Origin of the sequence: Xanthomonas sp. D-109, assembly GCF_017746095.1 — a bacterium.
GTDB lineage: Bacteria > Pseudomonadota > Gammaproteobacteria > Xanthomonadales > Xanthomonadaceae > Xanthomonas_A > Xanthomonas_A sacchari.
The window spans coordinates 719,776-743,330 of sequence record NZ_JAGHWV010000001.1; the positions used below are offsets into that span (position 1 = coordinate 719,776).

Annotated in this window: 15 protein-coding genes; 6 read left to right on the forward strand and 9 right to left on the reverse strand. The window is 69.6% G+C overall.

Annotated features, from left to right (window positions below; genetic code table 11):
* Positions 1-327: 327 nt before the first annotated feature.
* The 3 genes from J7357_RS03040 to J7357_RS03050 are packed head-to-tail and all read right to left on the reverse strand — an operon-like array spanning position 328 to position 5,447.
* Positions 328-3,501, reverse strand: a complete 3,174-nt coding sequence (locus J7357_RS03040; RefSeq protein ID WP_209244785.1) for an efflux RND transporter permease subunit — start codon at positions 3,499-3,501, stop codon at positions 328-330.
* Between the two features lie 12 nt (positions 3,502-3,513).
* On the reverse strand, positions 3,514-4,797 hold the full coding sequence (locus J7357_RS03045) for an efflux RND transporter periplasmic adaptor subunit (protein ID WP_209244786.1): 1,284 nt from the start codon (positions 4,795-4,797) through the stop codon (positions 3,514-3,516).
* Complete coding sequence (locus J7357_RS03050) at positions 4,794-5,447, reverse strand: TetR/AcrR family transcriptional regulator (protein ID WP_209244787.1); 654 nt, start codon at positions 5,445-5,447, stop codon at positions 4,794-4,796. The genes J7357_RS03045 and J7357_RS03050 overlap by 4 nt, the downstream gene beginning before the upstream one ends.
* Before the next feature lie 241 nt (positions 5,448-5,688).
* On the opposite strand from J7357_RS03050, the gene J7357_RS03055 reads away from it, so the two are divergent.
* The 6 genes from J7357_RS03055 to J7357_RS03080 all read left to right on the forward strand — a co-directional run bounded on the left by J7357_RS03055 (position 5,689) and on the right by J7357_RS03080 (position 15,165).
* The gene (locus J7357_RS03055; RefSeq protein WP_209244788.1) at positions 5,689-10,806 is read left to right on the forward strand and encodes an NAD-glutamate dehydrogenase domain-containing protein; all 5,118 of its coding nucleotides are present in this window, start codon (positions 5,689-5,691) and stop codon (positions 10,804-10,806) included.
* Positions 10,807-10,818: 12 nt separating this feature from the next.
* A complete protein-coding gene (locus J7357_RS03060) occupies positions 10,819-11,712 on the forward strand; it encodes a hypothetical protein (protein WP_244667194.1) in 894 nt (297 codons plus the stop codon).
* Positions 11,713-11,936: 224 nt separating this feature from the next.
* Complete coding sequence (locus J7357_RS03065) at positions 11,937-12,707, forward strand: NAD kinase (protein WP_029562019.1); 771 nt, start codon at positions 11,937-11,939, stop codon at positions 12,705-12,707.
* A gap of 135 nt (positions 12,708-12,842) precedes the next feature.
* Complete coding sequence (locus tag J7357_RS03070; protein WP_017907609.1) at positions 12,843-13,808, forward strand: 5'-nucleotidase; 966 nt, start codon at positions 12,843-12,845, stop codon at positions 13,806-13,808.
* A complete protein-coding gene (locus J7357_RS03075; RefSeq protein ID WP_209244789.1) occupies positions 13,805-14,617 on the forward strand; it encodes a fused MFS/spermidine synthase in 813 nt (270 codons plus the stop codon). Before J7357_RS03070 ends, J7357_RS03075 begins: the two co-directional genes overlap by 4 nt.
* A 152-nt stretch (positions 14,618-14,769) precedes the next feature.
* Positions 14,770-15,165 (forward strand): hypothetical protein, encoded by a 396-nt coding sequence (locus tag J7357_RS03080; protein ID WP_209244790.1) that lies wholly within the window; start codon positions 14,770-14,772, stop codon positions 15,163-15,165.
* A 495-nt stretch (positions 15,166-15,660) separates the two neighbouring features.
* On the opposite strand, the gene J7357_RS03085 is transcribed toward J7357_RS03080, so the two are convergent.
* The 6 genes from J7357_RS03085 to J7357_RS03110 form a co-directional block, all read right to left on the reverse strand.
* Positions 15,661-16,197, reverse strand: coding sequence for a DUF2939 domain-containing protein (locus J7357_RS03085; RefSeq protein ID WP_209244791.1), 537 nt, complete (start codon positions 16,195-16,197; stop codon positions 15,661-15,663).
* A 103-nt stretch (positions 16,198-16,300) separates the two neighbouring features.
* Positions 16,301-16,987 carry a DUF2461 domain-containing protein gene (locus J7357_RS03090; protein ID WP_209244792.1) on the reverse strand — a complete coding sequence of 229 codons (687 nt, stop codon included), beginning with the start codon at positions 16,985-16,987 and terminating at the stop codon, positions 16,301-16,303.
* Entirely contained in the window at positions 16,984-18,423 is a 1,440-nt protein-coding gene (sbcB, locus tag J7357_RS03095; protein WP_209244793.1) for an exodeoxyribonuclease I, read from the reverse strand. Before sbcB ends, J7357_RS03090 begins: the two co-directional genes overlap by 4 nt.
* A gap of 148 nt (positions 18,424-18,571) precedes the next feature.
* Positions 18,572-19,936, reverse strand: a complete 1,365-nt coding sequence (locus tag J7357_RS03100) for an NAD(P)/FAD-dependent oxidoreductase (protein ID WP_209244794.1) — start codon at positions 19,934-19,936, stop codon at positions 18,572-18,574.
* A 46-nt stretch (positions 19,937-19,982) separates the two neighbouring features.
* Positions 19,983-21,254 carry a kynureninase gene (gene kynU / locus J7357_RS03105; protein WP_209244795.1) on the reverse strand — a complete coding sequence of 424 codons (1,272 nt, stop codon included), beginning with the start codon at positions 21,252-21,254 and terminating at the stop codon, positions 19,983-19,985.
* Positions 21,255-21,379: 125 nt separating this feature from the next.
* On the reverse strand, positions 21,380-23,524 hold the full coding sequence (locus J7357_RS03110; protein WP_209244796.1) for an FUSC family protein: 2,145 nt from the start codon (positions 23,522-23,524) through the stop codon (positions 21,380-21,382).
* Between the last annotated feature and the right edge of the window lie 31 nt (positions 23,525-23,555).

Here is a 23,555-nt window from a genome sequence, read left to right on the forward strand (position 1 = left end):
GGGATTCGGGATTCGGGATTAGCCGGTTCCCGAATCGGTCGAGGCATCAGGAGAAGCGGCCGCAAGGCCGCTTTTTCTTTTCGCGGAAAAGGGATGAGCGGCGTTCGGGCTGCACTGCGTCGGGACTGAAGTCCCTCCCATAAGGAGCGCTCAGCCTTCAAGGAGCGCTCAGCCTGCATGGGGTATCGGGTCGCGCTTCCCGACCTGGTTCCCGCACAACAAAAAGCGGCCTTGCGGCCGCTTTTTGTTTGCCTCTACAAGGCGGAAGGATCAAGTCCGAGAGGAGGATTCACGAATCCCCATTCTCGAATCCCCAATCCCCGCCCCTCAGCGATCCGGCTGATGCCGCGCCAGTCCGGCTTCCTGCAGCTGCGTGAACTCCTTCGACGGCTCGTCCAGCTTGTCGCCGAGCATGCGCCGCACCATCACGAAGAACAGCGGGATGAACAGCACGCCCAGCACGGTGGCGAACAGCATGCCGCCGATCACGCCGGTACCGATGGCGTGGCGGGCGTTGGCGCCGGCGCCGGTGGAGATCGCCATCGGCAGCACGCCGAGGATGAACGCGAAGGAAGTCATCAGGATCGGGCGGAAGCGCAGGTGCGCCGCCTCGGCCGCGGCCTCGCGCAGGGTCTTGCCCATCGCCCGCTGCTCCACCGCGAACTCGACGATCAGGATCGCGTTCTTGGCGGCCAGGCCGATCACCGTGATCAGGCCGATCTTGAAGTAGATGTCGTTGGGCAGGCCGCGCAGCAGCGAGAACGCCACCGCGCCGAGCACGCCGATCGGCACCACCAGCAGCACCGACACCGGGATCGACCAGCTCTCGTACAGCGCCGCCAGGCACAGGAACACCACCACGATCGACAGCACCAGCAGCAGCGTCGCGGTGTTGCCGGCGATGATTTCCTGGTACGACATGCCGCTCCAGTCGAAACCGAAGCCCGGCGGCAGGTCGTTGTTGACGATGTCCTCCATCGCGCTCATCGCCTGGCCGGAGCTGCCGCCCGGCGCCGGGTTGCCGACGATGTTGACCGCCGAGTAGCCGTTGTAGCGGCTCAGCGACGGCGAGCTGTAGATCCAGTCCGAACTCACCACCGTGCTCAGCGGGATCATCTGCGGCAGGCCGCTGCTGTCGGTGGACGTACTGCTGGGCACGTAGAAGTTGCGCAGCGACTCCGGACCGGTGCGGAACGGCGCGTCGGCCTGCATGTTGACGCGCTTGATGCGGCCTTCGTAGAAGAAGTCGTTGACGTACACCGGCGCCAGCATCAGCTGGATCGACTGGTAGATGTCGCTCACCGACAGGCCCATCGACTGCGCCTGCACGCGGTCCACCTTCAATTGCAGCTGCGGCGAGTTCTCCAGGCCGTTCGGACGCACGCCGGCCAGCGCGTTCTGGCGCTGCGCGGCCTTGCCGAGCACGATGTTGCGCGCCTGCAGCAGGGCTTCCTCGCCCTGGCCGCTACGGTCCTGCAGCCACATGTCGAAGCCGCCGAACTGGCCCAGGCCGTTCACCGTGGGCAGGTTGACCACGAAGATCTGCGCGTCCTTGATCCCGTAGAACATCCCGTTCAACTGCTGGATCAGGTCGCCGGCGGTGATGTCGCGCTCGTCCCAGGGCTTGAGCCGGATGAAGCCCATACCCACGTTCTCGCCGCGGCCCAGGAAGCTGAAGCCGGCCACCTGCAGCATGCCTTCGACCGACTTCTGCTGCTGCAGCACGCCGCGCATCTGCGCGAACACTTCGTTGGTGCGGGTCTTGGTCGCACCCGGCGGCAACTGCACGATCGCCAGCGCGAAGCCCTGGTCCTCTTCCGGCAGGAAGCTGCCCGGCATGCGCGTGAACAGGAAGCCGCACAGCACCACCAGCAGGGCGAACACCGCCATCCAGCGCGGCGCGCGGCGAATGGTGCTGCCGACCGCGCCGACGTAGCGATGCGACAGCTTGTCGTAGTACTTGTTGAAGGTGCGGTAGACCCAGTTCGGGTTGTCGTTGTGGGTGGGCTTGAGGAACGCCGCGCACAGCGCCGGGGTGAAGCTCAGCGCCAGGAACGCCGAGAACGCCATCGACATGGCGATGGTGATCGCGAACTGCTTGTAGATCGCGCCGGCCGCGCCCGGCTGCATCGCCGAGGGGATGAACACCGCCGCCAGCACCACGGTGATCGCCACCACCGCGCCGGTGATCTGGGTCATCGCCTTGTGCGTGGCCGCCTTCGGCGCCAGGTGCTCCTCGGACATGATGCGTTCGACGTTCTCGATCACCACGATCGCGTCGTCGACCACGATGCCGATCGCCAGCACCATCGCGAACAGGGTCAACTGGTTGATGGTGAAGCCGATCGCCCACATGCCCAGGAAGGTGCCGAGCAGCGCCACCGGGATGACCAGGGTCGGGATGATGGTGGCGCGGAAGTTCTGCAGGAACACCAGCATCACCAGGAACACCAGCGCGATCGCCTCGACCAGGGTCTTGACCACTTCCTCGATCGAGATCTTGACGAAGGTGGTGCTCTCGTACGGCGTGAACCAGGTGACGCCCTGCGGGAAGCTGGGCTGCAGCTCGTCCATCTTGGCCTTGACCGCGGCCGACACGTTCAGCGCGTTGGCACCCGGCAGCAGCTGGATGGCGAAGGCGCCGGTGGGCTTGCCGTTGTACTGGGTGTCGAAGCCGAAGTTGGTCGGGCCGAACGCGACCCGGGCCACGTCCTTCAGCCGCACCACGGTGCCGTTGCCGTCGGCGCGCAGGATGATGTTCTCGAACTGCTCGGGTGAGGTGAAGCGGCCCTCGGCGCTGACCGTGGCGGTGAACGACTGGCCCTGCGGCGCCGGATCCGACCCCAGCGAACCGGCCGCGAACTGCACGTTCTGCGCGCGGATCGCGGTGTACACGTCGTTGGCGGACATGTGGTAACCCTGCAGCTTCTCCGGGTTCAGCCAGATGTCCATGGCGTACTCGGCACCGAACTGCTGGGTGCTGCCGACGCCGGGCACGCGCGAGATCTGCTCCAGCACGCGCGAACCGACGATGTCGTTGAGCGCGTCGCGGTCGATCGACGGGTTGTCCGAACGCAGCGCGATCACGCTGAGGAAGCCGGCGTTGGCCTTGGCCACCACCACGCCCTGCGCGGTCACTTCCGAGGGCAGGCGCGGGGTGGCCAGCGACACCTTGTTCTGCACCTGTACCTGGGCGATGTCCGGATCGGTGCCGGTCTCGAAGGTCAGGGTGATGGTGGCGGTGCCGCTGGAGGACGACGACGAACTGAAGTACAGCAGGTGGTCGATGCCGGTCAGCTGCTGCTCGATCACCTGGGTGACCGAGCGTTCGGTGGTACTGGCGCTGGCGCCGGGATAGGTGGCGGTGACGGTGACCTGGGGCGGGGCGATCGAGGGATACGACTCGACGCCGAGATTGAGGATGGCGATCACGCCGCTGAGCGAGATCAGGATCGCCACCACCCAGGCGAAGACCGGGTGTTCGATGAAGAACTTAGGCATGGGGGGAGTCCGTTACTGCTTCGGCTGGTCGGAATGCGAGGCGGCGTCCGGCGTGTCGCCGTGCGCTGCGCCCTGCGCCGGGGCGGCGCCCTTGGCTGGCGCCGCGGCGCCTTGCGCGCCCTGGCCGGGCGCCGCGCCGGCACCCGGGCCCTGGCCCTGGGCGGCGGCGTTCGGATCCCACGGCTTGGCCACGGCCGGTGCACCTTCCTTGACCTTGGGCAGGCCGCTGACCACGACCTGGTCGCCGCTCTGCAGGCCGCCGCTGACGATCCACTTGTCGCCCTGCTGGCCGGCCGTGGTCAGGTCCTTGCGTACCACCTTGCCGTCCTTGCCCACGACCATGGCGTAGGGGCCCTTGGCGTCGCGCAGCACCGCCGCCTGCGGGATCAGGTACACGTCCTTGCGCTGGCCCAGGTTGGCCGAGAAGCTGACGAAGGCGCCGGGCAGCAGCACCCGGTCCGGATTGGGCAGCAGCGCGCGCAGCGTCACCGAGCCGGTGCTCGGGTCGACCGCGGCGCCGGAGAAGTCCAGGGTGCCGGCATGCGCATAGGTGCTGCCGTCGCCGAGCTTGATCTGCACGGTGGACTTGTCCTCGGCGTTGAGGGCGACGTTGCCCTCGGTCTGCGCCTGGCGCAGCTGCGCCAGTTCGTCGGCGCTCATCGAGAAGTTGACATACAGCGGATCCAACTGGTCGATCGTGGTCAGCAGGGTGCTGTCGCCCTGGCCGACCAGCGCGCCCTCGGTGACCTGCTGCTTGCCGGCGCGGCCGGCGATCGGCGCGGTGACGGTGGCGTAGCCGAGGTTGATGCGCGCGGTTTCGACCGCCGCACGGGCCTGCTGCACCGAGGCGGCGGAGCTGCGCTCGGTGGCTTCGGCGTTGTCCAGGTCGGACTTGGACACGTAGGCCTGCGGCGCCAGGCTGCGCGCGCGGGCCGCGGCGGCCTTGGCGTTGGCGTAGGTGGCTTCGGCCGCGGCCAGCTGGCCCTGCGCCGAGGCCAGGGTCGCCCGCAGCGGCGCCGGGTCGATCTGGAACAGCGGCTGGCCTTCCTTGACGTCGGTGCCTTCGGTGTACAGGCGCTTTTCCAGCACGCCGGGGACACGGGCGCGCACATCGGCGCTGCGGAACGCGGACAGGCGGCCGACCAGGTCGCGCTGCAACGGCACGGTCTGCGGCTGCGCCTGCAGCACGCCCACTTCCGGCGGCGGCATGGCCTGCTGCTGATCCTGTTTCTTGCAGGACGCCAACACCACCACGACGGCGCAGGCCAGGGCGAGAGAACGCAACGGGGAGGTCATCGGGTGGTACTCCGGTCTGGTTTTGTAGAAGGAAGGGAAGGGGCGGCGGCGAACGCGCGCAAAAAGCCGTCCACGGCGAAATTGGCCCAGGCGCGCTGCGCGGCGGCGTCGCCGCGATGCGCGCTGTGGAAGCGCTGACGCTCGAAATCCATGCCGACGATCATGCTCAACAGCAGTTCGGCCATGAAGTGCGGATCGTCATGCCGGAGCTGGCCGCGGGCCATGGCGCCGCGCAGGCACTCGCCCAGGCGCTGCATCAGCGCACCGGCGCTGTCGCGGAACATGGCGCGCGCTTCGTCGGGGAAGTGCCGCGACTCGGCGGCGATCAGCTGGCAACTCTGCAGCACCCGCGGTTCCGACAGCTGCTCCAGGTATTCGCAGGCGAAGCGCAGCAGGCTGCCGCGCAGGTCGTCCTGCACCGGCTCCAGGTGCGCGGTGGCCAGGTCCAGGTGATCCTGCATCGCTCGCCGCAGCAGGCCCTGCTTGCTGCGGTAGCGGCTGTACAGGGTCTGCTTGGAGCAGCCGGCGCGTGCGGCCACCGCCTCCATGCTCAAGCCCATGCCTTCCTCGGCCAGCAGTTCGCGCACGGCGGCGTACACGCGCTGGTCGCGCGCCTGGCGCTGTGCGGCAGAGGCGAGGGGGGTGTTCATCGATTGTGGACTATACCGTCCAGTTTAGAATTAGAACAGCCTTGACACAGGGGCGTTCTTGCTGACAACAGCCCAGTCCGACCAGCATGGTGACCGCCGCGTGACGAGCATGTTGTAGACACTTTGCGCGATCTGGCGCGTCGGCTGCGGCGCGGCATCGGTTTGCGATGCAGCAAGGTAGTTGAACGACGCACCGGTACAATTCGCGCTTTCCCATCGAGCATCGCTGCTGCTCTCCGTCATGAAACCCAAACACGCCGCTTCCCGTTCCAAATCCTCGGCCGCCACCCGCACCTCCGCGACCCCGTCCGCCACCAAGCCGGCCAAGGCGCCCGCCAAGACCAAGGCGGCCGCCAAGCCTGCGGTCAAGCCCGCCGCCCCGCGCAAGGCCGCGACGCCGCCCAAGCTGGCCGCGACCGTCCCGGCCACGGCCAAGGTGATCGACGCGGCGCCGGCCGCCAGCGGTTTCAGCCTGACCCCGGTGTTCGCGGCGCTGCGCAAGCGCTATCCGGCCGGCCGCCAGGACGAGGCGCAGACGTTCGCCGAAGAGTTCTACAAGCGCATGGAGGAGGACGAGTTCCCGCACCACAGTGCGCAGGAGTGGGCGGCGCTGGCCGCGTCGATGCTGGAATTCGCGCGCAAGCGCAAGCCGGGCACGGTCAACGTGCGGGTGTTCAATCCGAACCTGAAGGACGACGGCTGGGAGTCGTCGCACACGGTGCTGCAGATCGTCAACGACGACATGCCGTTCCTGGTCGACTCGGTGAGCATGGCGCTGGCGGAACTGGGCATCGGCGTGCACGTACTCGGCCACCCGGTGCTGCGCATGCAGCGCGACAAGGGCGGCACGCTGGAAAGCGTGGGCGAGGGCAAGCCGGAATCGCTGATGGCGCTGGAGATCGACCGCCAGCCGCCGGAGGACATGGCGCAGGTGGAAGCGGCGATCCGGCGCATCCTCGGCGAGGTGCGCAACATCGTGCGCGACTGGAGCAGCATGCGCGAGAAGATGCTGGCGCTGGCCGACGACCTGACCACGCGGCGCCTGCCGGTGGACGACAAGGGCCGGCGCGAGGCGCAGGAATTCCTGCGCTGGGCCGCGGCCGACCATTTCACCTTCTTCGGCTACCGCGAATACCGCGTGGAGAAGCAGGGCGGCGAAGACGTGCTGGCGCCGCTGGAAGACAGCGGCCTGGGCCTGCTGCGCGGGCAGGACAAGTCGCCGGCGCGGCCGGTGCGCACGCTGGCCGCGCACGGCCTCAGCGAGTCCGGCACCAAGGAAGCGCTGATCCTGACCAAGACCAACGCGCGCTCGCGGGTGCACCGCAGCGGCTACATGGACTACATCGGCGTGCTGGAGTTCGACGCCAAGGGCCGCATCGTCGCCGAGCAGCGCTTCCTCGGCCTGTTCACTTCCAGCGCCTACAACCGCCGTCCGTGGGAGATCCCGCTGGTGCGCGAGCGCTTCGACTCGGTCATGCGCAAGTCCGAGCTGACCCCGAGCAGCCACAGCGGCAAGGCGCTGCGCCACATCCTGGAGACGCTGCCGCGCGAGGAACTGTTCCAGTCCAACGAGGAAGAGCTGTACCGCACCGCGATGGGCATCCTCGGCCTGCAGGAGCGGGTGCGCAGCCGCCTGTTCCTGCGCCGTGACAAGTATGGCCGCTTCATTTCCGCGCTGGTGTACATCCCGCGCGAGCGCTTCAACACCGACGTGCGCCTGCGCATCGAGGCGCTGCTGAAGGACGCGCTGCACGGCGAGTACATCGATTCCAACGTGGTGCTGGGCGAATCGCCGCTGGCGCAGCTGCACATGATCGTGCGGCCCAAGCCCGGCGAGGCGCTGGAGTTCGACACCACCGAACTGGAATCGCGCCTGGCGCACCTGCTGCGCAACTGGCACGACGACCTGCGCGAGGCGCTGGTAGCCAGCCGCGGCGAGCGCGACGGCCTGCGCCTGGCCGCCGGCTACGGCCGCGCGCTGCCGGCCGGCTACATCGAAGAATCGACCGCGCAGATCGCCGCGCGCGACGTCGAGCGCCTGGCCGCGCTGCGCGGTCCGGAAGACCTGCACCTGAGCCTGCAGGCGCTGCGCCGCGACGGTGCCGACAGCCTGCGCCTGAAGCTGTACCGCCAGCACGACGACCTGCCGCTGTCGGACGTGCTGCCGATGATGGAGAACCTGGGCCTGCGGGTGATCTCCGAACGCCCGTACCGGCTGGTGGTGGACGGCACGCCGCTGTCGATCCAGGACTTCGAGGTCGAGCCGCTGGCCGGCAGCATCGACGTGGAAGCCGCCGACGCGCCGCTGTGCGAGGCCTTCGTGCGGATCTGGCGCGGCGACGCCGAGAACGACGGCTTCAACCGCCTGATCGTCGGCGCCAGCCTGAGCTGGCGCCAGGTCGCGGTGCTGCGCGGCTACTGCAAGTACCTGCTGCAGACCGGCGTGCCGTTCTCGCAGGCCTACGTGGAAGAAACCTGCAACCGCTATCCGCTGCTGGCGCGGCTGCTGGTGGAGCTGTTCGAGGCACGCTTCGACCCGGCCACCGGCAGCGAGAGCAAGGCGCAGATCGCCGAGGGCCAGGCCGCGCTGGCGGCGCAGCTGCGCCTGCTGGCCAACGGCGACGAAGCCGCGCTGAAGGCGCTGCAGCCGGTGATCGACGCGCGCAGCGGCAATCGCGAGGCGCAGCTGGAGGCGGTCTCGTCCGCACTGCTGAAGCTGTTCGACCAGGTGGCGAGCCTGGACGAGGACCGCATCCTGCGCAGCTTCAAGGGCGTGATCGAGGCGACCCTGCGCACCAGCCACTACCAGCGCAGCGCCGACGGTGGGCTAGGCCACTGCATCAGCTTCAAGCTGGATTCGGCCAAGGTGCCGGACCTGCCCAAGCCGCGTCCGTACCGCGAGATCTTCGTGTACGGCCCGCGCGTGGAAGGCGTGCACCTGCGCTTCGGCGCGGTGGCGCGCGGCGGCCTGCGCTGGTCCGACCGGCGCGAGGACTTCCGTACCGAGGTGCTGGGCCTGGTCAAGGCGCAGATGGTCAAGAACACGGTGATCGTGCCGGTCGGCGCCAAGGGCGGCTTCTTCTGCAAGCGCCCGCCGGTCGGCGGCGATCGCGACGCGGTGCTGGCCGAGGGCATCGCCTGCTACAAGCTGTTCATCCAGGGCCTGCTGGACATCACCGACAACATCGTCGGCGGCAAGATCGTGCCGCCGCCGCAGGTGGTGCGCCACGACCAGGACGACCCGTACCTGGTGGTCGCCGCCGACAAGGGCACGGCCACCTTCTCCGACATCGCCAACGGCCTGGCGCTGGACCACGGCTTCTGGCTGGGCGACGCGTTCGCCTCCGGCGGCTCGGTCGGCTACGACCACAAGGGCATGGGCATCACCGCGCGCGGCGCCTGGGAGTCGGTCAAGCGCCACTTCCGCGCGCTGGGCCGCGACTGCCAGAACGAGGACTTCACCTGCGTGGGCATCGGCGACATGTCCGGCGACGTGTTCGGCAACGGCATGCTGTTGTCGCGCCATATCCGCCTGCTGGCCGCGTTCGACCACCGCCACATCTTCCTGGACCCGAACCCGGATGCGGCGGCGTCCTTCGCCGAGCGCGAGCGCCTGTTCAAGCTGCCGCGCTCCAGCTGGGCCGACTACGACGCCAAGCTGATCAGCGCCGGCGGCGGCATCTATCCGCGCACGCTCAAGTCGATCGAGATCAGCGCGCCGGTGCGCGAGGCGCTGGGCCTGGAGCCGGGCGTCAGGCAGCTCTCGCCGAACGACCTGATGAACGCCATCCTCAAGGCGCCGGTGGACCTGTTCTGGAATGGCGGCATCGGCACCTACGTCAAGGCCGCCAGCGAAACCCACGGCGACGTCGGCGACCGCGCCAACAACGGTCTGCGCGTCAACGGCGGCGAGTTGCGCTGCAAGATCGTGGGCGAGGGCGGCAACCTCGGCCTGACCCAGCTCGGCCGCATCGAGGCCGCGCAGGTCGGCGTGCTGCTCAACACCGACTTCATCGACAACTCGGCCGGCGTGGACACCTCCGACCACGAGGTCAACATCAAGATCCTGCTCAACGACGTGGTGCAGGCCAAGAAGCTGACCCTGGAGGCGCGCAACAAGCTGCTGGCGTCGATGACCGACGAGGTCGCCGAACTGGTGCTGTGGGACAACATCCGCCAGAACCAGGCGCTGAGCCTGATGGAGCGGATGAGCGTCAAGCGCCTGGGTTCCAAGCAGCACTTCATCCGCACCCTGGAAGCGCAGGGCCTGCTCGACCGGCAGATCGAATACCTGCCCTCGGACGCGGAGATCTCCGCGCGCAAGGCGCGCGGCCAGGGGCTGACCCGGCCGGAACTGGCGGTGCTGCTGTCCTACTCCAAGCTGGTGGCGTTCCAGCAACTGCTGGAATCGGACATCCCCGAGGACCCGTACCTGTCCAAGGAACTGCAGCGCTACTTCCCGCAGCCGTTGCAGAAGAAGTACGCCGACGCGATGGAGCGGCACCGCCTCAAGCGCGAGATCATCGCCACCGCGGTGACCAACACCACCATCAACCGCATGGGCGCCACCTTCCTGATGCGCATGCAGGAAGACACCGGCCGCAGCATCGCCGAGGTCGCCAAGGCCTACACCATCAGCCGCGAGACGCTGGATGCGCGCGCGCTGTGGACGCAGATCGACGCGCTGGACGGCAAGGTGCCCGAGTCGGTGCAGATCGACGCGCTGGAGGTGATCTGGACGCTGCAGCGCGCCTTCGTGCGCTGGCTGCTGTTCCGTCCGGGTCCGATGCCGGGCATCACCGCGGCGGTGGAGCGCTACTACGAGCCGTTCAACGACATCCGCGTCGCCTCCGGCGTGCTGCCCGATTCGCAGCGTCCGCGCTACGAGGCCCTGGTGCAGGAGTGGCAGGACAAGGGCCTGCCGCCGGCACTGGCGCAGCAGCTGTCGGAACTGCGCTTCCTGGAGCCGGCGTTCGACATCATTGAAATGGCGCGCACCCGCAAGCTCAAGCCGGTGGAAGTCTCCAAGGTGCACTTCCGCCTGGGCGAGGCGCTGCAGTTGCCGTGGCTGTTCGAGCAGATCGACGCGCTCGAGGTCAACGGCCGCTGGCATGCGGTGGCCCGCGGCGTGCTGCGCGACGAACTGGCCAAGCACCACAGCGCGCTGGCTGGTCAGGCGCTGAGCCTGCCGGGCGGCAGCGCCGAGGCCAAGGTGCAGCACTGGCTGCAGCGCGACGACAGCAGCCTGCGCTTCACCCTGAGCATGCTGCAGGAACTGGCCGCGCAGAAGACCCTGGACTACCCGACCGTGTCGGTGGCGGTGCAGCGGTTGGGCCAGTTGGCGGCGCACGGCGTCTGAGGTCGTGTGTCGATGGCCAGGTCCGCGCTCGCGGACCTGGCCCACAGCGGTACCGCGTCACTGCGTGGTACCGCCTGGGCGGTCGCCTGCATTTGCGGCGACGCGCCGTTGGCGGGCACGCCGCATTGCACTGTTGCTCGCGTCGATTGCCAGTTCGGCAACATCCCGCTGCTGCTGTCGACCGTGCTGCGCACCGCAGGGCGATTCTGTAAAGCTAGCCGATCCCATCCGTGCCATGCGGCGCGCATGCGCCTGCAGCGCCTTCTTTCGAGACGCATCATGTGGTTACTGGCCATCCCCGCGCTGATCCTGTTGTGGATCGTCATCCAGGCACGGCACCCCCCGCTGGAGGTGCGGCTGCAACAGGCACTGCAGCAGGCGCGGCAGGGCGACCTGAGGCGCTTGCGCGCCCTGTCCAGGGCATCCGTCGGCGATGCGGCCTATGCGCTGTTTCTGCAACTGGACGCCAATGACGAGCAGGCCGCGGCGCTGGCCGCACTGAAGCGCGCGGTCCATGCCCGCACCTGGCTGGACATCTGTGGTTGCAGCGTGGCCTTGCGCGAGTACGGCCGCCGTCGTTTTCTGGGCATGGGCGCCACGCCGGACCATGCCGCGCTGCTGGCCGAATGGAGCCGTCCCGGCTGGTGCGCGGGCGCTGGCTGGGAGCCCGAACTCGCCTGGATCCAGGCCTGCGGTCCGGAGGCGTGCAGGGACGAGGCGCGCGCCTGGTACTGGCTGTGCCTGGCCGATGCGCGCAGGCAGGAGGGCATGGGCGAGATCAGGTCGTTGGAACTGGCGCAGCAGGTGCGGGCGCATCTGACCCCGCTGGTGCCGGCGCCGGTGCGCCAGGCGATGCAGGAGCAGGCCGCACGCACCGCGCGCGACGATTACCTGTCCGGCAGATAGGCCGGACCGCGCGACAAGGCCCGGTCGCAGGCCCGGACGGCAATCGCCGGCACTGCGGAAGCGTGCTGGGCAGGGGCCGATCGCAAGCGCAGCGCAGGCGCACGCGCCATCCGCGGCGAGCGCAGACAGCGCCATCGCTGCGAGCGCGAATATGTGTCGCCGGTGCGCCGGCACGCGCCAGTCATGGCGCCGCGGGTATGATCGGGGCCATGAATGCTTCCGTCCTGCCGTCCTCGCCCCGCATCTGTTTCCTCGCCAGCGTCGCGCCGGAGGCGCAGCACGCGCGCGAACAATTGGTGACACGCTACGGCGATTGCGAGCCGGCCGACGCCGACGTGCTGTGCGCGCTGGGCGGCGACGGCTTCATGCTGCAGACCCTGCATCGCCACGGCAGCCTGGGCAAGCCGGTGTTCGGCATGAAGCTGGGCACGGTCGGTTTCCTGATGAACCAGTTCCGCGACGACGACCTGGTCGCGCGCCTGGCGCTGGCCGAACCGGCCAAGCTGCGGCCGCTGGAAATGCTGGCGCAGACCGAATCCGGCGCCACCACCGGCTCGCTGGCCTACAACGAGGTCTCGCTGCTGCGGCAGACCCGCCAGGCCGCGCACGTGAGCATCGACCTCAACGGCCAGACCCGCGTCGACGAACTGATCTGCGACGGTGTGCTGGTGTCCACCCCGGCCGGCAGCACCGCCTACAACTCCTCCGCGCACGGACCGATCCTGCCGCTGGGCTCGCACACCCTGGCGCTGACCCCGATCGCCCCGTACCGGCCGCGGCGCTGGCGCGGCGCGATCCTCAAGGCCGACATCGAAGTGCGCTTCCGCGTGCTGGACCCGTACAAGCGCCCGGTCAGCGTCACCGCCGACTCGCACGAGACCCGCGACGTGGTCGAAGTCACCATCCGCGAATCCCGCGACCGCCTGGTCACCCTGCTGTTCGATCCGGAGCACAACCTGGAGGAGCGGATCTTGAGCGAGCAATTTATGGTGTAGGGCTGGGAGTGGGGAATCGGGAATGGGGAATCGCAAGAGCGGTTTCCTGGCAATTCCCTTTCTCTGGATAAATTCCACGCCTGTAAACCGCTTTTACCCATTCCCCATTCCCGATTCCCCACTCCCAGCCCAAAAATGTCCGACAACTCCCCCCGTCTGCTCACCGTCGCGGTCACCTCGCGCGCCCTGTTCGATCTGGAAGAGGGCCATGCCCTGTTCGAGCGGGAGGGGGTGGAGGCGTACAGCGCGTATCAGCGCGAGCGCGAGGACGATGTGCTGGCGCCCGGGGTGGCGTTTCCGGTGGTGCGCAAGCTGTTGGCGCTGAACCAGGGCACGCCGCCGGAGACGCCGCCGGTGGAGGTGATCCTGCTCTCGCGCAATTCCGCCGACACCGGGCTGCGCATCTTCAACTCGATCCAGCACTACGGCCTGGGCATCGTGCGTGCCACCTTCACCTCCGGCGAGGCCACCTGGCCCTACGTCAAGCCGTTCGGCACCGACCTGTTCCTCTCGGCCAATCCGGAGTCGGTGCGGCGCGCGCTCAGCCACGGCATCGCCGCGGCGACCATCCTGCCCAAGCCGCCCGGCGAGCATGCGCAGGAAGCGGCCGCGGCGGCCGGTGCGATCGATGCCGATCGTCTGTCCACCCAGTTGCGCATCGCCTTCGACGGCGATGCGGTGATCTTCGGCGACGAGGGCGAGCGCTTCTCGCGCGAGCAGGGCGTGGAGGCGTTCGGCCGCTACGAGCGCGAGAACGCGCGCGAGCCGCTGACCGGCGGGCCGTTCCGCAATTTCCTGTCGGCGCTGCACGCGCTGCAGTCCGCGTTCCCGGCCGGCGAAGCGTCGCCGATCCGTACCGCGCTGGTCACCGCGCGCTCGGCGCCGGCGCACGAGCGGGTGATCCGCACCCTGCGCGAGTGGGGCGTGCGCCTGGACGAGGCGCTGTTCCTCGGCGGCCGCCACAAGGGCCCGTTCCTGCAGGCCTTCGGCGCGGACATCTTCTTCGACGATTCGCAGCACAACATCGACAGCGCCGCCCGTGAGCGCGTCGCCGCCGGGCATGTGCCGCACGGGGTCGCCAACGACATCGCCAAGCCGTGAGCGCGGCGCCCGGCGGCGGCCGCTGGGCCGCGCTGCGCCGCCTGCTGCGGCAGGGAGCGGACGCGCCCACCGACCTGCGTCCCGGACGGCCCTACGTGCGCCACGGCTGGCGCTACACCAGCCTGCAGTTCAAGGGCGAGGTGACCCAGAGCCGCATGTACACCTGGTGGCCGGACGTGCTGCAGGTCGGCTACACCCGCAGCATGCTCGGCGCGCTGCTGCTGCGCCCGGACCCGCGGCGGATCGGCATCGTCGGCCTCGGTGGCGGTTCGCAGGCCAAGTTCTGCTACCGGCACCTGCCGCAGGCGCGGATCGAGGCGATCGAGGCCGACGCCGACGTGCTGGCCCTGCGCGCGGCGTTCCGCATTCCGGACGACGACGCGCGCTTCGAGGCCGTGCACGGCGACGGCGCGCGGTTGCTGCGGCAACGGCGCGATCGCTACGACCTGCTGCTGCTCGACGCCTACGACGCCGACGGCATCCCGGCCGCGCTGCTCAGCCGCGGTTTCTACGAGGACTGCCACGCGGCGCTGGCACCGGGTGGGGTACTGGCGGTGAACCTGTACGACACCGACACCCGCCGCCATCTGACGCATCTGCGTGCGCTGTTCGGCGGCCGCGTGCTGCGCCTGGACGAGCCGCAGATGGACAACCATGTGGTGTTCGCCTGGAGCAGTGCGCTGCCGGCGCTGGACGCGCACGCGGCCCTGGCACGCCTGCCGTGGTCGGCACGCTGGCAACTGCGCACGCCGTTCCGGCGCGTGCAGCAGGCGCTGGCGGGCAGGTCGGGGTCGGGCGCGCCGCGCTAGGCGGGGTCTGGCGGTATCCGGTCATTGGGTTGCGCGTGCATCGTTCGCACACGGCGCCTGCCGGACGTTGCACGCCATTGCTGGCAAACACGTTGCGCTCAGTTGCGATTTGCGGGAATTCCCGCTCGTTTGATGGAAGAGTCCGCACATCGATGCGTCCGCAACACGATTCAGCTGCATCGCCGCCTGCGCACGCGAGTGCACATCCCGAGGCTGCCACGATTCTGTGGCAGACCACCGTGCCCGGCGTGGCCGCCCATCGACTCTGGCTGGATGAACGGACCGGGCAGGTGCTGGTCGCGGATGGATGGGGCGTGAGCTTCGGCGCGCTGCGGGTGCGCGCGCTGTCCCTGGCGACAGGCGACGAAGTGGCGTCGGTCGCCCTCGGCAACCAGGCGCGGGCCTTCGCCAGCGACGGCGAGGGCAGCGTGCTGGTGGCCACCGAGACCAAACTGTTCCGGCTCGAGGCCGGCACGCTGCGCGTCGCGGAAAAGTCGACGTCGCGCATTCCGCGCTACATCGACCGCCTGCTTCCGCTCGGTGGCTAAATGCGAACCACACCGCTCGGTGCAGGCGCCGCCGGCGTTCGAGATCGCGCTGATATGCCCGGACGCGGGGTGCGCATTCGCCACCCCAAACCTGTGGCGTAGCGCAGGAGATCCTGAGGTGTCCGGGCTGATCTGCCTGCAGCTGTAGCGATCTTTCCGTGTCGAGGCCGGGCAGGTGGCAGTGGAGGAGCGGCGCGCGTGCGTGCATCGACCAGTTGACCCATCTGGCAGGAAGGCGGATGGCATTGGATAGCCGGAGATGCCCCCTGTGGGAGGGACTTCAGTCCCGACTGCATGCTGCCTGGGGAAACATGGGCGCCTCGATCGTAGCCTCCGATCAGGACAGGGCTCCCGCGTAGGAGCGGCTTCAGCCGCGATGGATTTCCAGGCATGGCCTCGTCGCGGCTGAAGCCGCTCCTACGAGACAGGACGATCCCATGCAAAACGGGGTGTTGGAAAGGTGATCCAAGCCCAGCCATGCGTTGCTGCCATCGCCTACAGCGGCAGCAGGATGTTGCTGAGCTTCCAGCGCAGGCCCTCGCGGGTGAACACGAACGGCACCGCGGTGCCGTCGGCGGTGTGCACGGTGGCGACGAAGCGCGTGGTCGATTCGAAGCGGTGTTCGGCCTGGCGCAGCGGTTGCGGCGGGCGCGGCGCGGCGTAGGTGTCGCCGCCGACGGTGTCGCCGCTGGCGCGTTTCCACAGCGCGTCGCCCTGCATCAGCGCGCCGATGCCGGCCGGGGTGACCAGCGCATCCACGCTCATGCCGCCGAGGCCGCCGGCCAGCGACAGCAGTGCGCCGCCGAACAGGCTGGACTGCAGGTCGGGTCCGGCGCGGCGCACCAGCGCATCGTCCACCTGGGCCTTGAGATTGACCCGCAGGGTGGGGAAGTCGACGTAGCGCTCCAATGCCGCGGCATCGCGCTCGCGCAGCGCCTGGTCGATGCCGCGGATGGCCAGGTACGGCCCGGCGACGACGTAGCCGCCGAGGGCAAGCAGGGCGAGGAACAGCAATGCCAGCCATTTCTTCATGGGATGCCCTCGGGTCGGAGCGGGTTCTCGTGTTTGTAGGAGCGGCTTCAGCCGCGACCGACGCGACCCGTGACGCCCGTCGCGTACGCGAAGCGCTGTCGTCTCAGAACTCCAGGTCCAGCGCCGCGCACAGATAGTCCACGAACGGGCCCAGCGTCTGCAGGTCGGCGGCGATCTGCGTGCGCAGCCGCGAGCCGGTCATGGTGGCGTCGTCGAGCTGGCGCCAGAACACCCAGTTCTTGTGCTTGAGGTCGTCGATGCACTCGAAGTCGGCCGGGAAGCCGCGCGGCGGGCGCACCAGCATCTCGCTTTCCTCGAAATCGAAGCGGCGGCGCAGCGCCGGCGCATGCGCAGCGGCCTTCCAACTGCCGGGATTGTCGAAGATGAACTGGCGCACCTTGCGTTGGGTGTCCGGCTCGGGATGCCACAGGCCGGCGCCGACGAAGCTTTCGCCCGGCTGCAGGTGGATGTAGAACGACGGCGCCGGCACCTGCTTGCGCCGCTCATGGAACAGGCGCGCACCCTGCCAAGTCTTGTAAGGCGACTTGTCGTGCGAGAAGCGCGCGTCGCGGTGGATGCGGAACAGCGAGCCGCCGACGCCGCGCGGATCGGCGCGGAAGTGCTCGCTGACCTGGGCCAGGTCCGGCTGCAGGTCGGTGATCAGGCGCAGGAACGGCTGGCGCACGTGCTCTTCGTACTTGTGCCGGTTGTCGTTGAACCAGGCCTTGTCGTTGTGCCGCGCCAGGGCACGCAGGAACTTGAAGCTGGCGTCGCTGAAATAGCTGGTCATAGGCTGCGTTGCAGGTCGTGGCCCCAGGCGGCCAACTGGTCGAGCAGGGCTTGCTTGGTAGCATCCTGCGGGTGAGCCAGGCGTAAACCGGCCAGTTCCGCATAGAAGGTGTCGAAGTTCAGTTCGGACAGGCCGCTGTCCTGCTGCAGGCGCTGCCGCCGGTAATCGTCCCAGCGCGCCTGCTCTGCGATGGACAGGCTCTGCGGCCAGTTGCGCGCGCGGTAGCGGAACAGCAGCTCGGGCAGGCGCGGATCGCGGAACTGGCCTTCCAGCGCGGCCAGTTGCGCCGGTGGGGTGGCGCGGACCTGGGCCATCGTGCGCTTGTCGCCGTCGGCCAGGAAGCCGTCGTATAGCGAGGCATCGACATCCGCCGGTACCGCGGCGCGCTCGCTGGCGAATACCCGCCGCACCTTCTCCGCCAGCGCCGGGCCGGCTTCGCGCAGGCGCGCCGCCTTGGCCAGCAGTTGTGCCGGGTCCAGCCGCAGCCGGGCGAAATCCGCTTCGCGCAGGTGCGCCCAGGCGACCAGCGCCGGCGCCTTGTTCAGATGCACCTCCTTGAGCGGGATGCGCTGTTCGCCCTCGGGCAGGTCGGCTTGCGGTGTGTACAGGCGGTCGGCGATCTGTTCCGGCGTATAGCGCAGCAATGGCTCGATGTCGCCTTCCAGGTCGAACACCAGCACCCGGCTGTCGATGCGCGGATGCCGCGCCAACGGCAGCACCGGCGCCGCGCACAGGCGCGCGGCCGGATAGCGCATCGACACGTGCAGCACCGGCTGCATCGCCACCGCATCGAGCAGGTTGCCGCAGAAGCGCTTGTCGCGCAGCTTCAGCGCGTACTCCCACAGCCGCGGCTGGCTGCGGCGGAAGTGCCGGGCCATGCCGATGGTGGCGTACACATCGGACAGCGCCTCGTGCGCATCGCCGTCGCGCACGCCGTTGGCCAGCGCCAGTTGCTCCAGCTTGAACGAGGTGGCGCCGTCCTCGCGCTGCGGCCAGACGATGCCCTCCGGGCGCAGCGCGTGCATCAGCCGCAGCATGTCCAGCAGGTCCCAGCGCGAGTTGCCGTTGCGCCACTCGCGTTCGTAGGGATCGTAGAAGTTGCGGAACAGGCCGTGGCGCACGAATTCGTCGTCGAAGCGCAACGAGTTGTAGCCTAGCGTGCAGGTCTGCGGTCGCGCCATCTGCTCGGCGATGCGCGCGAACGCCTCGGCTTCGCTGATGCCTTCGCGCAAGGCCTGCTGCGGGGCGATGCCGGTGATCAGGGTGGCCACCGGCGAGGGCAGCAGATCGTCGGCCGGCTTGACGAAGAAACTGATCGGCTCCTCGATCACGTTCAGCTCGGCATCGGTGCGCACCGCGGCGAACTGCGCGATGCGCGTGCGCCGCGGATCGGCGCCGAAGGTTTCCAGGTCGTAGAAGAGGAAGCTGTCGGGCATGACGAATCGAATGGTGCGAGGCAGGCGAGGCTAGGAGCGTGGGAATGCTTGTAGGAGCGGCTTCAGCCGCGACGGCGTGACCGGGATTGTCTGTCGCGGCTGAAGCCGCTCCTACGGAAGACCGGGTGTCCGGATAGGCTACGCCAGCTCAATGCGCCCCCTCCAGCGGTTCCAGCCGCGTGTGCACGATGCGTTCCAGCCAGTGCCAGTCGATCCGCGACAGATCGCTGTGGCCCTGCGTGGCCTGGACCAGGATGTCGCGCTGCACCTCGCTGCGTTCCAGCGCCTGCGCGTACGGCGTGCGCAGGAAGGTGACCATGGTGTAGTGCGGCACGAAGCGGGTGGGGTGCCGCGCCTGCAGCGCCTGGCCGAGTTCGCGCTGCAGCAGGAAGCCCGCATCGCCGACGCGGTCGCGCATTTCCACGTAGTTCTCCAGCGCCATCTGCTGGATCGCGCCGGCATTGGGCTTGCGCTCGGCCTCGAAGGCGGCATAGGCGCGCGCCAGGTCCGGCTCGCGGCGCAGGTGCGCGGCCAGCGCGGCGCAATCCTCGAACGCGCAGTTCATGCCTTGCCCGTGGAACGGCACCATCGCGTGCGCGGCGTCGCCCAGCAGCACCGCGCGGCCGCCCAGGTGCCAGCGCTCCAGGCGCAGCGTGCCGAGCAGGCCCGGCGGGTGCTGCTCCCAATGCTCGGCCAGTTGCGGCATCAGCGGCAGCGCATCGGCGAAATCGCGCGCGAACAGCGCCAGCGCCTCCTCGCCGTTGCGCACGGTGGCGAAGCTGGGCTCGCCCTTGTTGGGCAGGAACAGGGTGACGGTGAAGGTGCCTTCGTGATTGGGCAGGGCGATGCACATGTAGTGCCCGCGCGGCCAGATGTGCAGCGCGTTGGGTTCGATGCGGAAGCCGCCGTCGGCGCCGGGCGGGATCTCCAGTTCCTTGTACGAGTGGTCGAGGAACTCGATGTGCTCGGCCATCGGTGCCTTGCGCTGCATCGCCGCGCGCAGCGCCGAGCCGGCGCCGTCGGCGCCGATCATGCTGTCGAAGCGGATGTCGTGCGGCTGGTCGTCGCGGTCGTCGATGAAACGCGCATAGCCGGCGTCGAAATCCACCGTGTGCAGGCGCCGGTAGAAATGGATGCGCGCGCCGGCCTGCTCGGCCAGTTGCAGCAGGGTGATGTTGAGATCGTTGCGGTGTACCGACCAGATCACCTCGCTGTCGTCGCGGCCATAGCGCTGCAGCTGCTGCTGGCCGTCGGCGAAATGCACCATGCGCCCGCGCATCATCACCGCCTTGGCCATCACTGCGACATCGGCGCCGGCCTGGCGCAGCACGTGCAGGCCGCGTTCGGCCAGGGCCAGGTTGATCGAGCGGCCGCGCTCGTAGTCGTGCACGCGCGGGTCGCCGCGGCGCTCGTAGACGGTGACCTGCCAGCCCTGGCGCGAGAGCAAGATGGCGAGCAGGGAGCCGGCCAGGCCGGCGCCGATCAGGGTGATGCTGCGCGGGGATGCGTTCAATGCGGTGTCCGGAAGACGCGGCCGCTGGCCGCGCGAAGAAGGCGGCTCAGACGCCGGCCCAGGTTTCCACTTCCTCGACGAAGCGGTAGACGTCGCGGTAGCGGTTGTACAGTGGCACCGGGCTGATCCGGATCACGTCCGGCTCGCGCCAGTCGCCGAGCACGCCGACCGATTGCAGGTACTCGAACAGGGCGCGGCCGCGCTCGCGGCCGCCGGCCACGCGCAGCGACAGCTGGCAGCCGCGTTGCGCCGGGTCGGACGGGGTGATGATCTGCAGGGTATCGGCCAGGCGGGCGCGAATCAGCGTCTCCAGGTAGCCGGTGAGTTGCTGCGACTTCTGCCGCAGCGCATCCGGCCCGGCGCGCTCGAACAGGTCCAGCGAGGCGCGCAGCGGCGCCATGCTCAGGATCGGCGGATTGCTCAGCTGCCAGCCGTCGGCGCCGGGCGCGGCGACGAACTCGGGCGCCATGCGGAAGCGGGTGCGCTTGTCGTGGCCCCACCAGCCGGCGAAGCGCGGGGTGTCGCCGTGGCCATGACGCGCGTGCACGAAGGCGCCGGCGACCGCGCCGGGGCCGGCGTTGAGGTATTTGTAGTGGCACCACACCGCGAAGTCCGGGGCGGCATCGTGCAGGTGCAGCGGCACGTTGCCGATGGCGTGGGCCAGATCGAAGCCGACCGCGGCGCCGGCCGCACGCGCCAGCCGCGCCACCGCGGCCAAGTCGAAAGCCTGGCCGGTGCGGTACTGCACGCCCGGCCACAGCACCAACGCCAGGCGCGGGCCGTGTTCGGCGATGGCGCGCTCGATCGCCGCCAGCGACACGGTGCCGTCGGCGCCGTCGGGCTGCACTTCGATCAGGTCGGTGGCCGGGTCGAAGCCGTGGAAGCGGATCTGCGAGGCCACCGCGTGCTGGTCGGAGGGGAACGCGCCGGCCTCGATCAGGATCGCCGGGCGCTCGCGGGTGGGCCGGTAGAAGCTGACCATCAGCAGGTGCAGGTTCACCGTCAGCGTGTTCATCGCCACCACTTCGTGCGGATGCGCGCCGACCAGCCGCGCCAGCGGCGCGGCCAGCAGTTCGTGGTAGGTCATCCACTGCGTATCGCCGTTGAAATGGCCTTCCACCGCCAGCGACGACCACTTGTCCAGCACCTCCTGCACCGCGGCGCGCGCGCCGCGCGGCTGCAGGCCCAGCGAGTTGCCGACGAAATAGGCCTGGTCGGCGCCCTGGTGCTGCGGGAACAGGAACTCCTGGCGCAGGGCGCGCAGCGGATCGGCGGCGTCGAGAGCGATGGCGTGCTGGCGGGACAGGATCTCGTTCATCGGCATTGGGTTCCGGGAAGCAGGGCGAGAGTCTAGAGCGTGCGGGACGATGTGAGGTGACTGCCGGGCGGCGTGGGCGGGCGCTGCGGCGCGGGCCTTGCCGAGCGCGCAGGCCGCGTCGGTTTTCACCCGCTGCGGTGCGCAGTCGCCGCTGGTTGTTCCTTGTTGGCGGCGGTCGCCGGCAGCAGCGCACTGCGGACCAGGTGGGTGAGGGTGCCGATGCTGTCGGCGACGCGGTCGCTGGTGTCGCCCAGTGCGGACAGGGCGCCGCCGTCGCTGCCGTCCTGCGCCTGCGCGGCCAACGCCTCGGCCAGGCGCCGCTCGTCCGCGCGCAGGCTGGCCTGCGGCGGCGGCGTGCCGCTGCGCAGGCCCTCGGCCAGTTCTGTCAGCGCGGCATGCGCCTGCTGCCGGAAGTGCTGCAGTTCCGGCAGCGGTGGCGGTGGCGGCGCATCGCGCAGCACCGCCTCCAGCGCCAGCGAGGCGCGGATCAGCCGGTTGCCGTTGGCCAGCACCGACTCGGCCAGGGTGAGTTCGCGCAGGTTGCGCTTGCGCCGTGGTTCGCCGCGCAGGCGTTCGATCGAGGCCTGCGCGTTGGTGCGCGCGGTGCGCGAGGCCGCGCGGGTCTCCGGCAGCGCCTGCAGGCGGCCTTCCAGCACCGCGTCGAGATGGTCGCGGTAGGCGAGCAGCAACTGCGCCAGGATCGCGCGGATGTGCTTGCGTTCCCAGGTCGGCCACAGCGCGTAGGCGGCCAGCGCCAGTGCGCTGCCGAGCACGGTGGCCTGGATGCGCTCGCCGATCGCCTCGCCCGGGGCCATGCCCTCGAACGACAGCAACAGCACCAGCATGCCGGTCAGCGATGCCACGCCGAGCCCGTAGTTGACCTGGGTCAGCAGGCGGAACCCCAGGCAGAACACGGTCAGCAACAGCAGCCGCACCACCGCCCCGTCCATCACGAAGTGGGCCAGCACGGTGGCCAGCAGCAGCCCGGCGAAGGTGCCGGCCACGCGCAGCGCGCCGAAGCTGAGGGTGCCGCCGAAATCCGGCTTGAGCACGATCGCCGTGGTCATCGGGATCCAGTAGCCGTGCGGGATCGCCTGCCAGCGCGTGAACAGCACCGCCAGCGCCAGGCACACCCCGCAGCGCAGCGCGTGGCGGAACGCCACCGAAGACAGATTCAGGTTGGCCCGCAAGGTCTGCAGCGGCGCCAGCGGGCGCAGTGCCGCCGGCAACTGCGCTTCGGCCAGTTCGGCCTGGATCTCGCCGCGGCTGCTGGCCCAGCGGCCGTTGCGTGCCAGCGCGCGCAGCTGGCCGCCCAGGCCCTGTGCGCGCGCCACCGCGATGCGCAGCAGGCGTCGCTCGCGCGTGTCCTCGGCCTGCGCCTGCACCTGCGCCAGCGCGTCCACCAGATCGTCGAATCCGGTCATCGACGCAGTGGCCGCGTCTGGGTCCTCGGCGCTGTCCAGTGCGTGCGCGAGCTGGTCCAGCACCACCGCGCTGCGCTCGAGCACGCGTTCGATCGGCAGCCGCGCCGGCGATGCCGGCTCCAGGCGTCCGTGCAGGTCGGCCAGGGTCAGCAGTTCCAGCCGCGCGCGTTCGCACAATTCGGCGATGACCCGGAACGCCTGCACCGCACGCCCACGCGAGCGGTGTTCGCCGTGCAGCATCACCATCGCCTCCAGCACCGCCTCGGTGGCCGGCGGCGCCGCGGTCGCGCTCGGCCGCTGGCGGGCGATGCCGGCCAGTTGCCGCATCAGGTCGGCCAGCGCGAAGCGCTCCGGACGGTAGCGCTGCAGCGGCCAGGCCGCCAGCGCCATCAGCATCTGCAGCACGCCGCCGGCGAAGATCAGCGTGGCCACGCCCACGCTCTGCAGCGGCGGCAGGCGCACGTCGGCACTGACCACCAGCAGGATCATGCTGGTCAGCCCGACCCGCGCCGCCACCGGGCCCAACGCCACCAGCAGGCCGCCGCCGAGGCCGAGCAGCAGCGCGCTCAGCGCCAGCGCCACGGTATGCGCGCCGATCAGCATGCCGAGCAGCGCGGCGACGCCCGCCGCCAGCGCCGCCATCAGCATGCGCTGCATCCGCGCCCGGTACGGGCCGGGCTGGTCGGAGAACATGGTGTTGAGCGCGCCTGTGGACACCGCCAGGCCCAGCTCGGCATGGCCGGCGGCCACGCCCAGCGCCAGCGGCGCGACCACCGCGGCGGTGTTGCGCAGGGCCACGCGCACCGGCACGTCGCGCGGCTTGAGCGCGATCAGGCTGCGCAGCATTGCGGTCCCGAATGGCGCGGGCGCCAGGCGA